Genomic DNA, 10,999 nt, shown 5'->3' on the forward strand with positions numbered 1-10,999 from the left:
GGTGGAACGTTGAGGACATCGCAATCATCGAACCCCGGGACCAGCACTACTTCCAACCGCTGTTCTCCCACATAGGAGCCGGGGCTGCACGGATGGCCGAAGCAGTCCGCCCCCAGGCGAACGTCATGCCGCAGGGGGTTGACTGGATCCGCGCGGAGGCGGCCGATGTGCGGCCGGAGGAGAACGTCGTCGTCCTGGCCGGAGGCGATCGCGTTGGCTACGAGCACTTGGTGGTCTGCCCGGGTCTGCAGTTGGACTGGGACGCCGTTCCCGGACTGGCCCAGGCGGTAGCCTCGCCGCGCGGCTCGTCCAATTACGACGCCGCGCTGGTCCCCAAGACGTGGGATCTGGTGCGCGGGCTGCGCGCCGGCACCGCCGTATTCACTCAGCCGCCCGGGCCCGCAAAGTGCGCAGGTGCCGCGCAAAAAATCGCCTACATGGCCTGCGACTACTGGCGGGGACAGGGCGTGCTGCAGGACATCAACGTGCACTTGGTGGTGCCCACGCCTACCGTCTTCGGAATGCCGGAGGTGGACCGGGAGCTGGAGCGCAAAATCAGCGAGTACGGGATCACGCTGTGGACCTCCACCACCGTAGCCTCGGTCGATCCTGAGGCACAGACACTGGTGCTGCACGGCTCCTCGGCGGACCGGGAGGTCCGGTACGACCTGCTGCACGCCGTTCCGCCGCAGTCGGCGCCGGACTGGTTGAAAGCCACTTCACTGCCGCCGAGGGGGAGCAGCGGCGGCTTTGTCGAGGTGGATCCAGAAATTCTGCGCCACCCGCGATTTCCCAACGTCTGGTCCCTCGGCGACGCCGCCGGAACACGGAACTCCAAGTCCGGCGGGGCGCTTCGCAAACAGGCCAAGGTACTGGCGAAGAACCTCACCGCTGTTCTGGCCGGGCGCGCGCCTGACGCGCGTTACAACGGCTACTCAGTCTGCCCGTTCACGCTGAGTCGCCGCACCGCGTTCTTTGCCGAGTTCGACGACCAATACCGCCCCCAACCGAGCTACCCGGTCCTCAGGATGGCCAAGGAGCGGCGCTGGCAGTGGGTGATGGACCGGCGGATCTTCCCGCAGATCTACTGGCACCTGATCCTGAAGGGACGGGCCTGAGTCGCTCGCAGCGAGGCAGGGTACAGCCGGCCGGGCCGTGAACCTGCCGGTGTTGTCGGGATATCGCCTGGGCCGCTCTTAGCTTGCTAGCGGCTTTCTGCGCCGGACCGGCGCTTCCTGGCTGCGGCCGCGATCGCCGCCACGATGAGTGCCATTCCGGTTCCGGCCAGGACAAGCACCCAGGTCCCGATCGGACCCATTGGCACCAAGCCGTTTTGCTTATCAAGGTTGTACTCAACGACCGCCGCGATGGGCGCGGCCACCAGCATAAGAGCCCCGGTCAGTCCCAGCATGCCCGGAGCTTTTGACCTCATGGACACGGTCACGATCTCCCTCGCTTGTCCCCAGCCGGCCTTTGTGCCCCATTGCATTCTCAGTATGTCCAATCCCGCATGTTCGCGCCGTTGCGGCCAAAACTCGGCATACAGGCGTGCAGACAAGAATGCGTCCGATCAAGGCATGACAGGGTTCACCGGCCAGTGCCGCCGGTACAAGGGCAAAGAACCCGCCAAGCACGGAAGACATGGCTGACTTTGCCCAAAGCGGGCCCCGCGGCGGGGGACTGGTGAGGTTTTCCGGAGATTTCCTTACGCAGGAGTGCCTGGCGTCCGATTACAACCCTTGACGCCCGTGCCGCTTTTCCGCAGCCGACAGCACTACGAACGGATCCAGTTCTTATGAAGCCCCTCATCCGTGCGTTCTTCGGAGCAGCTCTCGCAGCGTCCCTTCTTGCATCAGCACTTGTCGTCAGTGTCCCGGCGCAGGCCGCTACTCCGCGCAGCGCGACCTATCAGACCTACACGGCTCCCAACGGTGTCACCAGCAAATACCACATCTACGCCGACGGCATCGATACGAAAAAGCCGGTCGGCGTCCTGTTCGTCTTCCACGGCGACTACTCCTATCCGGCGCAGTCCTACGTGCACCACACCAACGGGTCCATCATGAAGAAGATGGCGGCCGAGGCCGCCAAGAAGAACATGATCATGGTTCCCGTGATCACCCCGGACAAGAAGGGCGGCATCACCTGGTGGGAGGATGCCGACCGCAACGGTGACTACTTCCGGGCCTTGGCCGGGACATTGATCGCCACATACAAGCTTGACGCCCGCCGCATCTGGTTTCACGGCTACTCAGGCGGAGCCGAGTTCATCACCTATGAGCTCCTGGCAGACCGCCAGGAGTGGATCAAGGGCGGCGGGGCCACCATCGTCGGCGGCGGCGGATACACGGGCATGGAGACAGCCGCTCCCGCGGCAGTGAAGAAGATGAAGCTGCACTGGATCTGCGGCAGCCGCGACGGACGCGGCGGCACCAGCCTGAAGAACTGGTCAGCCTTGGGCACCGCCACGAGCGCGGAGAAGAAATACAAGGGCCTCGGGTTCACCCACACGAAGATGACCGTCCTCCCGGGGGTCACGCACTACACCTATGACATGCCGAAGCTGATCGCCAACGACCTGAAGGCCATGCCGGCCGCCGTCGCACCGGCCAAGGCCACGTCCGGTGATGTCGCAGTCGTGGACTCCGCCGGCAAGCTCTACCTCTACCCGTCTGCCAAGGGCAGGGACTTGAACAAGCGCAGCCTCGTTTCCGCCGGATGGGCAACAGCGATGAACGTCGACATTGCCGACTGGAACGCCGATGGGATTCAGGACCTGATCGCCAATTGGAAGGACGGCCGGCTCACGGTCGACTACGGGCAGAAGAACGGCGGCTTCAAGCGCTCCACTCTGGGTGTGAGCGGATGGCAGCACAACACCATCCTCGTCACCAAGTGGAGGACCGGCGACAAGTACCCGGGGATCATTGCCAAGAACCGTGACGGCAAGCTGTACTCCTACGCAAACCCGGCCGGCACAAAGCCCGAGCCGCGGAAGCTGTTAAGCTCCGGCAACTGGAAGGGCCTGGACGTAATGGCCCTGGACTTCGACGCAGACAAGAAGATGGACTTGGTCGCCCGCACCGCGGCTGGGCAGCTGAAGCTCTACCGCTCCAACGGCAAAGGCAAGCTCATCAGCGAGACCCGCAAGGTGATCGCCACGTCCGGTTGGAACGCCATGACGCACCTGTCCACTGCCGATGACCATGTGGCCGTTGGCCAGTCCGGCATTTTGGCGCGGGATAAGAAGGGCAACCTGCACTTCTACCCGGTCTCCTCGCAGAAGATCCAGAAGCGCATCACTGTCGGACTCGGCGGCTGGAACGGCCTGACAATCGGCTCGTAGCCTGGTTCGTTGCCCACGGGGTGGGCTACTCGTCGCGGGACGATTAATAGGGAGCGAGTGTGCCACCGGGGCCATTGCGCTTTAGCCCCCACACGCCTATGTTTGAGTGCACGAGGGGCATGAGTTATGCACGAGCTTGCACTTACGGAAAGCCTTATTGACGCCGTTATCGACCGAACAGGTGATCGGCAGGTTACCCTCGTGAATCTTCGCATTGGGGCGCTCTCGGGCGTGCTGCCCGATGCCCTGCGCTTCTGCTTTGACGTCGCCTCCGCGGGCACAACGTTGGCCGGAGCGCAGCTGAATATCGATGAGCCCCTTGGCCGAGGCCGCTGCCGCGACTGCATGGGGGATTTCCCGCTTGAAGACCTGATTCTGTTGTGCCCCTGCGGCAGCGCCGACGTGGAGGTCCTCAGCGGCCGGGAACTTATGGTGACCTCGGTGGAGGTGGCGTAGATGTGTACAACCTGCGGCTGCGGCGACGCGGAGAACACGCGGGTGGCCGGCGTCGAAATCGGGTTGGCCGGCCACGGCCATCAGCATCACCCCGACCATGCCCATGAGGATGGACACGGACACGATCATGGGCATGCTGCCAACGGCCCGCACACCATCTTGCTCGAGCAGGACCTGCTCGCCAAAAACAATCTGCTCGCCGCCCGAAACCGCGGGTGGCTGGAAGGCCGGAGCATCCGTGCGTTGAACGTGATGAGTTCACCCGGCGCAGGCAAGACCACCTTGCTGGTCCGCACGCTTCAGGAGTTCGGCGACCGGCTGCAGGCCGGCGTCATCGAAGGAGACCAGGAAACGTCGCTCGATGCCGATCGCATCCGGGCGCTTGGACGGCCCGTGATCCAGATCAACACGGGGGCCGGCTGCCACCTCGACGCCGACATGCTGCGCCGGGGACTGGATGCTCTGGACCCCGCCACTGGTTCGACGGTGTTCATCGAGAACGTCGGCAACCTTGTTTGTCCAGCGCTCTTCGACCTGGGCGAGGCCGCTAAGGTGGTGGTCATTTCGGTCACGGAAGGTGATGACAAACCCCAGAAGTACCCGCACATGTTCATGGCGGCCGACTTGGTAATTGTTAACAAGTCGGACCTGTTGCCCTATGTCGATTTCGATATCGGCGCGTGCCTGGAGCGGATCCGCCAGATCAATCCGCAGACCGAATTCCTGGTCGTCTCGGCCACCACCGGCGAGGGGCTCCCTGGCTGGTACAGGTGGCTCGGAGGCGACGCACCAGAGCCGGAAACCCTGACCGGGTCCCTGACTACCGACGCTCACTGAACCCCTTGGCGGGCTCTGAAAAGAGGCCATGATGCCTACCGAAACATCCTTGCAGGCAGAAGAAGCTCTCATCCACGTACTGTGGATCAACGCGGGGCTCAGTTGTGACGGCGATTCCGTCGCCCTGACGGCGGCAACCCAGCCCAGCGTCGAGGAAATCGCGCTCGGCGCCCTGCCCGGGTTGCCCAAGATCGCGATGCACTGGCCGCTCATCGACTTTCAGTGCGGGCCCCAGGAAGGGGCCGACGACTTCCTCGAGTGGTTCCGGAAGGCGGACCGCGGAGAACTGGAGCCGTTCGTGCTGGTTGTCGAAGGCTCCATCCCGAACGAGCAACTCCACGATCCAGGCGGCTACTGGTGCGGCTTCGGCAATGATCTGGAGACCGGACAACCGATCACCACCAGCGAATGGCTGGACCGGCTCGCGCCGAAAGCCACCGCCATCATCGCAGCCGGTACCTGCGCCACCTATGGCGGTATCCACGCGATGGCGGGCAATGCGACCGGCGCCATGGGCGTTCCCGATTATCTGGGCTACGACTGGAAGTCCAAGGCCGGAATTCCCATCGTCTGCGTCCCGGGCTGTCCCATCCAGCCGGACAACCTCTCGGAAACCATGACGTACCTGCTGTACCAGGCCACGGGGCAAGCACCGCCGATCCCTTTGGACGAGGCGCTGCGCCCTACCTGGCTTTTTGGCAAGACTGTCCATGAGGGCTGCGACCGCGCCGGCTACTACGAACAGGCCGATTTCGCCACGGAGTACGGGTCGCCGAAGTGCATCGTTAAGCTCGGCTGCTGGGGACCTGTGGTCAAGTGCAATGTCCCCAAGCGCGGTTGGATGAACGGCATCGGCGGGTGTCCCAACGTCGGCGGCATCTGCATCGGCTGCACGATGCCGGGCTTCCCGGACAAGTTCATGCCATTCATGGACGAGCCGCCCGGCGGCAAGCTCTCCACCAATGCCGTCCGCCCCTACGGTACGGCTATCAAGACGCTGCGCGGCATCACGGCTAACACCCTCGATAAGGAGCCCAGATGGCGCCGGCCCGGACGTGAACTCCTGACCGGTGCCCGGCGCACCTGGTAACCGACCGGCTACTTCCAGACAAGGCGAAGCACAATGACCTCCACGATTCCAACGTCTTCCCAGAGCGGTTTGGGCGGCAACAATCTGGTCGAGATGGCGTGGGACCCCATCACCCGGATCGTTGGCAGCCTCGGCATCTACACCAAGATCGATTTCGAGAACAATCAGGTTGTGGAGTGCCGCAGCACATCCTCGATCTTCCGCGGCTACTCCTTGTTCATGCAGGGCAAGGATCCGCGCGACGCCCACTTCATCACCAGCCGAATCTGCGGCATTTGCGGCGATAACCATGCCACCTGCTCGTGCTATGCGCAGAACATGGCGTACGGCGTGAAACCCCCGCATCTGGGAGAGTGGATCGTCAACCTCGGCGAAGCCGCCGAGTACATGTTCGACCACAACATCTTCCAGGAAAACCTCGTCGGCGTTGACTATTGCGAAAAGATGGTCTCCGAAACGAACCCCGGCGTACTGGCTAAGGCGGAGAACACCCGCGCCCCGCACGAGGCGGACCACGGCTACCGCACGATCGCGGACATCATGCGTTCGCTGAACCCGTTCACCGGTGAGTTCTACCGGGAGGCCCTGCAGGTCAGCCGCCTCACGCGGGAAATGTTCTGCCTGATGGAGGGACGCCACGTCCACCCGTCAACGCTCTACCCGGGCGGCGTCGGCACGGTGGCGACCATCCAGTTAATGACCGATTACATCACCCGGCTGATGCGCTACGTGGAGTTCATGAAGAAGGTCGTGCCGATGCACGACGACCTCTTCGACTTCTTCTACGAGGCCCTGCCCGGCTATGAGCAAGTGGGGCTGCGCCGCACCCTGCTCGGCTGCTGGGGTGCTTTCCAGGATCCGGAGGTCTGCAATTTCGAGTACAAGGACATGACGGACTGGGGCCGGAAGATGTTCGTGACCCCCGGCGTCGTCGTCGATGGACAACTCGTCACTACTGACCTGGTGCGGATCAACCTCGGCATCCGGATCTTGCTCGGCTCCTCGTATTACGAGGACTGGGAGGACCAGGAAATGTTCGTCACGCATGACGCGCTGGGCAACCCGGTGGACCGCCGGCATCCGTGGAACCAGCACACAAACCCGAAGCCGCAGAAGCGCGATCTGGCGGAAAAGTACAGCTGGGTCATGTCGCCGCGCTGGTTCGACGGTGAAAACAACCTGGCGCTGGACACCGGCGGCGGCCCGCTGGCCCGGCTCTGGGCCACCGCGCTCGCCGGCCTGCTGGACATCGGATACATCAAGTCCACCGGCCACAGCGTGCAGATCAACCTGCCGAAGACCGCGCTGAAAGGGCCGGTGTCCTTCGAATGGCACACGCCGCAGTGGAGCAACACGCTGGAGCGCAACCGGGCCCGCACCTACTTCCAGGCCTACGCCGCCGCGGCCGCACTGCACTTCGCGGAGCAGGCGCTGGAGGAGATCCGGGCCGGCAGGACCAAGACGTGGGAGACTTTCGAGGTTCCGGACGAGGCGTTCAGCTGCGGCTTCACTGAGGCGGTGCGGGGTGTGCTCTCCCACCACATGGTGATCCGCGACGGCAAGATCGCCAATTACCACCCATACCCGCCGACTCCGTGGAACGCCAGCCCGACGGATTCCAACGGAGTCTCCGGACCGTATGAGGACGCGGTGCAGGGACAGCCGATCTTCGAGGAGAACGACCGCGAGCACTTCAAGGGCATCGACATTATGCGCACGGTGCGCAGCTTCGACCCCTGCCTGCCCTGCGGCGTCCACATGTACCTGGGCAAGGGACAGAGCCTGGACAAACTGCACTCCCCGACCCAGACAATGACCGGCGAGTGACCTGCCATGCCCGCCGAGGACCAGCCAGGCCTGGCCGGTGACCGCATCGGCACGCTCCTTGACGCGCTTGGGGCCGGCGGCGCCGTCGCCCGCGCACGCGCCGAGGACCTGGTGCGTGAGGTGACCGACCTGTATGGAGCGGGCCTGGAACGGCTGCTGGGAATCCTCAAGGACCGCGACGCACTCGACGCGGCCACCATGCGGGCGCTGGCGGAAGACGAGCTGGTCTCCGCTTTGCTGCTCATCCACGGACTCCACCCGCAGGACATCCAGGCCCGTGTGGCCGCGGCGCTGGACAGCGTCCGCCCCTACCTCGGCTCGCACGGCGGTGATGTCGAGCTGTTGGAAATTAACGACGACGGCGTGGTGCGGCTGCGTTTGTTGGGCACCTGCCAGGGGTGCCCGTCGTCGTCCGTTACCCTCAAGTACGCGGTGGAGGAAGCGATTGAAACCGCCGCCCCGGAAGTGGCCGCCATCGAGGTGGTCGAGGCCGAAAAGCAAGCCGCCTCGCCCGCAGTGATACCCGTTGACGCGCTGCTGGTCCGACTGAACAGGGAACCGGATGGCTCCGGGGACCAGCCAACCAGCTCCTGGGAACCCCTGCCCCAGCTCGCCGAGCTGGAACCCGGGGAGGTTGCGGGCTTCCTAGCCGGCGGACACCCCATCCTCGCCTGCCGGACCGGGCAGGACGTGTATGCCTACCGTGACTACTGCCCGCGCTGCACCCGTTCGCTGGAAGGCGCGACGCTGCAGCGGGCACTCGCCGCACCGGTCGGCGGCGGCCTGTTGCGCTGCCCGTCGTGCCGCAGCCACTTCGACGTGCGGCAGGCGGGTATGTGCCTGGAGGACAAGGCCATGCATCTGGATCCACTGCCCCTGCTGGTCCGTGGTGGCGTGATGTCCGTGGCCGTACCGCTGTCCGCCGGGCACGGGGGCTGAGATGGATGTCGCGCTGCTGCGCCGGATCGCAGCCACCAAGAGGACTGCCGCCGGTCCGAGCTGCGAGATGTGCGGTGAGCCCATCAACGAGGAACACCAGCACGTCGTGGATGTGGAGAGCCGCGCCATGCTGTGCACCTGCCGGCCGTGCTACCTGCTCTTTACGGATGCCTCCGCCCGGCTCCGGTACCGTTCCGTCCCCGACCGCTACCTCTCCTTCCCCGACTTCGACCTTGGCCCCGGCCAATGGGAGGAGCTCGAAATCCCGGTGGGCCTGGCCTTCTTCTTCTACAGTTCCAAGCTGGAGCGCACGGTAGCCTTCTATCCGGGCCCCGCCGGTGCCACCGAATCCGAACTCCCGTTGGAGGCGTGGGGAGCGGTCTTGGCACGCAATCCGAGCCTGTCCGCCGCGGCCGCTGATACGGAGGCGCTGCTGATCCGTGGCCCGGGACCCGAGCGGGCGCAGGCTGACTGCTATTTGGTTCCAGTGGACGCTTGCTACGAACTGGTCGGGCAACTGCGCCGTGTGTGGCGCGGGTTCGACGGCGGACAGCAGTCCCGCGCGCAACTCACTGCGTTCTTCGACCGCGTCATGAGCCGGAGCCGGCCGGTGCGCGAGGACCGGAGCGAGGCCGGGCGGGGAGGTGAGCCGTGAGCGCGCTGTCCTTCACGGTTCTCGATATCCAGCCGGAGCCTTACGCGGCAGCTCCCCAGCTGACTGCCCGGTTGCGCGTCACCGAGTCCAGCGATGCTGTCGTCCACGCGATCGCCCTGCGGTGCCAGGTCCGTATCTTGCCGCAGCGGCGCGGTTATGGCCCGGGTGAGGAAGCCGGGCTGCTGGATCTCTTCGGTGAACGCGGCCGCTGGCCCTCGACTCTGAAGTCCTTCCTCTGGCTGCAGTGCGGCACCCTCGTGCAGGGGTTCACCGGCAGCACCGAGGTGGACCTGCCGCTTCCGTGTTCCTTCGATTTCGAGGTCGCGGCGGCCAAGTACTTGCACGCGCTGCAGGAGGGCACGGTTCCGCTGGAGCTGCTGTTCTCCGGCACCGTGTTCACCAGAGGCCAGACCGGGTTCACAGTGGAACAGGTACCGTGGGACCTCGAAGCTTCCTACCAGCTGCCGGTCGAGGCGTGGCGCCGGCTCATGGACCTGCACTTCCCCAACGCGGGCTGGCTCCGGCTGGACCGCGAGGTGCTCGCGTCGTTGGCCCGTTTCAAGGCAGTCCGCGGGCTTACCTCCTGGGAGGCGACCATGGAGGCGCTGCTGGCCGGTGCAGCCGCTGGCGTAGCGGGTGATCAGGCCTGATGAACATGGGTTTGAGCCTGGCCCGCGCCGTCGCCGATGCGGTCCTTTACGAGGGGTACCTGCTCTATCCGTACCGCGCGTCGTCCCGGAAGAACCAGGCACGCTGGCAGTTCGGCATCCTCGGCCCGCCCGGTGCCGCGGCGGCAGGGCACGGTGAGGAACCGCTCATGTCCGCCGAATGCCTGCTCAAACCGGGCCCGGGAGCGGCCGTGGAGGTGCACCTGCGCTTCCTCCAGCTGCAGGTTCGGACGGTGGAGGAAAAGTGCGACGACGGCGCGTTCAGGTCCGTGGAGCAGCTCACCGTGGGTGCCGTCCGGTGGCTGGCCTGGGACGAAGCCGTCGAGCGGGAAATCGCTCTGGGGCCGTTTGCGATGGCTGACTTTGCCGGCCCGCGGGGAGACGGGCTGGCACTGCCGGTCGACGTGCCGGCCGGCGAGGACACGGAGATCATCACCGACAGCACCGGCAAGGTTGCCGGGCGGCTCGTACGCCGCCGTCGCCGGCTGCGCGGAGAGGTCAGGCTGAACACGACGCCGCTCACCGACGGCATCATGCGGCTGCACGTCGACGCGGAAAACCTCGGTCCCGCTGCGGACGCACCCGGAGCCGCAGGTAAACAAAACGCCATCGGCTTGTCCTTTATCGGAACGCACGCTCTGCTGGCCCTGCACGAGGGAGACTTCCTTTCCCTGCTTGAGCCGCCGGAAGCGGCACGGGCCGCGGCCAAATCCTGCAGGCAGTACCGCTGCTGGCCGGTTCTGGCAGGACCTGAAGGCCAGACCGACGTGCTGCTCATCTCGCCCATCATCCTCTACGACCATCCGGCCGTCGCACCCGAAAGCTCCGTGGAACTGTACGACTCGACGGAGATCGACGAGATCCTCACCCTGCGGGTGCTGACCCTGACGGACGAGGAAAAGGCGGAGGCCCGGGCCACCGATCCGCGGGCGGGGGCGGTGATCGACCGCTGCGCCGCGATGTCACCCGAGGAACTGCAGCAGCTGCACGGCGTCCTGCGCGATCCCCATGCCGCGGTCTTCCCGACGCTCGTCGAAGAGCCGGCCGGATCGGACGATGGCAGCGGATCCGGGAGCCTCCCATGGTGGGATCCCGCGGCGGACGCCAGCGTCCATCCGGACGAGGACGCCGTGCTGATCGGAAACGTTCCGGTCGCACGCGGCAGCAGGGTGCGAGTGAAA

The 10,999-nt window shown here is 65.2% G+C and carries 11 protein-coding genes; 10 read left to right on the forward strand and 1 reads right to left on the reverse strand.

Annotation, left to right across the window (positions count from 1 at the left end; genetic code table 11):
* A partial coding sequence (locus AC5RWT_RS29720) for an NAD(P)/FAD-dependent oxidoreductase (protein WP_494083341.1) occupies nucleotides 1-1,118 on the forward strand: 1,118 nt, incomplete at its 5' end.
* Between the two features lie 86 nt (nucleotides 1,119-1,204).
* On the opposite strand, the gene AC5RWT_RS29725 is transcribed toward AC5RWT_RS29720, so the two are convergent.
* Nucleotides 1,205-1,411, reverse strand: a complete 207-nt coding sequence (locus tag AC5RWT_RS29725; protein WP_494083342.1) for a hypothetical protein — start codon at nucleotides 1,409-1,411, stop codon at nucleotides 1,205-1,207.
* A 384-nt stretch (nucleotides 1,412-1,795) separates the two neighbouring features.
* Between AC5RWT_RS29725 and AC5RWT_RS29730 the strand changes: the two genes are divergently transcribed.
* From AC5RWT_RS29730 to AC5RWT_RS29770, 9 genes are all read left to right on the forward strand, one after another.
* On the forward strand, nucleotides 1,796-3,346 hold the full coding sequence (locus AC5RWT_RS29730; protein WP_494083343.1) for a hypothetical protein: 1,551 nt from the start codon (nucleotides 1,796-1,798) through the stop codon (nucleotides 3,344-3,346).
* Nucleotides 3,347-3,472: 126 nt separating this feature from the next.
* Entirely contained in the window at nucleotides 3,473-3,802 is a 330-nt protein-coding gene (locus AC5RWT_RS29735; RefSeq protein ID WP_494083344.1) for a hydrogenase maturation nickel metallochaperone HypA/HybF, read from the forward strand.
* Complete coding sequence (gene hypB / locus AC5RWT_RS29740; RefSeq protein ID WP_494083345.1) at nucleotides 3,803-4,639, forward strand: hydrogenase nickel incorporation protein HypB; 837 nt, start codon at nucleotides 3,803-3,805, stop codon at nucleotides 4,637-4,639.
* A 31-nt stretch (nucleotides 4,640-4,670) separates the two neighbouring features.
* Nucleotides 4,671-5,729 carry an NADH-quinone oxidoreductase subunit B family protein gene (locus AC5RWT_RS29745; RefSeq protein WP_494083346.1) on the forward strand — a complete coding sequence of 353 codons (1,059 nt, stop codon included), beginning with the start codon at nucleotides 4,671-4,673 and terminating at the stop codon, nucleotides 5,727-5,729.
* 33 nt (nucleotides 5,730-5,762) lie between these two features.
* Nucleotides 5,763-7,556 carry a nickel-dependent hydrogenase large subunit gene (locus AC5RWT_RS29750; RefSeq protein ID WP_494083347.1) on the forward strand — a complete coding sequence of 598 codons (1,794 nt, stop codon included), beginning with the start codon at nucleotides 5,763-5,765 and terminating at the stop codon, nucleotides 7,554-7,556.
* Nucleotides 7,557-7,562: 6 nt separating this feature from the next.
* Nucleotides 7,563-8,495 (forward strand): NifU family protein, encoded by a 933-nt coding sequence (locus AC5RWT_RS29755; protein WP_494083348.1) that lies wholly within the window; start codon nucleotides 7,563-7,565, stop codon nucleotides 8,493-8,495.
* A 1-nt stretch (nucleotide 8,496) separates the two neighbouring features.
* Nucleotides 8,497-9,150, forward strand: a complete 654-nt coding sequence (locus tag AC5RWT_RS29760; RefSeq protein WP_494083349.1) for a DUF5947 family protein — start codon at nucleotides 8,497-8,499, stop codon at nucleotides 9,148-9,150.
* Nucleotides 9,147-9,800: a DUF6084 family protein gene (locus AC5RWT_RS29765; RefSeq protein ID WP_494083350.1), complete on the forward strand. Its 654-nt coding sequence runs from the start codon at nucleotides 9,147-9,149 to the stop codon at nucleotides 9,798-9,800. The genes AC5RWT_RS29760 and AC5RWT_RS29765 overlap by 4 nt, the downstream gene beginning before the upstream one ends.
* Nucleotides 9,800-10,999: hypothetical protein (locus AC5RWT_RS29770; RefSeq protein ID WP_494083351.1), on the forward strand; the 1,200-nt coding region annotated here is incomplete at its 3' end. The genes AC5RWT_RS29765 and AC5RWT_RS29770, both read left to right, overlap by 1 nt.

The organism is Arthrobacter sp. Dra40 (assembly GCF_059091905.1).

What these genes read in the sequence shown, in the direction of transcription:
- AC5RWT_RS29755 (WP_494083348.1), top strand. Translation starts at nt 7,563, where the DNA reads ATGCCCGCCGAGGACCAGCCAGGCCTGGCCGGTGACCGCATCGGCACG.
- AC5RWT_RS29730 (WP_494083343.1), top strand. Translation starts at nt 1,796, where the DNA reads ATGAAGCCCCTCATCCGTGCGTTCTTCGGAGCAGCTCTCGCAGCGTCC.
- hypB (WP_494083345.1), top strand. Translation starts at nt 3,803, where the DNA reads ATGTGTACAACCTGCGGCTGCGGCGACGCGGAGAACACGCGGGTGGCC.
- AC5RWT_RS29750 (WP_494083347.1), top strand. Translation starts at nt 5,763, where the DNA reads ATGACCTCCACGATTCCAACGTCTTCCCAGAGCGGTTTGGGCGGCAAC.
- AC5RWT_RS29745 (WP_494083346.1), top strand. Translation starts at nt 4,671, where the DNA reads ATGCCTACCGAAACATCCTTGCAGGCAGAAGAAGCTCTCATCCACGTA.
- AC5RWT_RS29735 (WP_494083344.1), top strand. Translation starts at nt 3,473, where the DNA reads ATGCACGAGCTTGCACTTACGGAAAGCCTTATTGACGCCGTTATCGAC.
- AC5RWT_RS29725 (WP_494083342.1), bottom strand. Translation starts at nt 1,411, where the DNA reads ATGCTGGGACTGACCGGGGCTCTTATGCTGGTGGCCGCGCCCATCGCG.
- AC5RWT_RS29760 (WP_494083349.1), top strand. Translation starts at nt 8,497, where the DNA reads ATGGATGTCGCGCTGCTGCGCCGGATCGCAGCCACCAAGAGGACTGCC.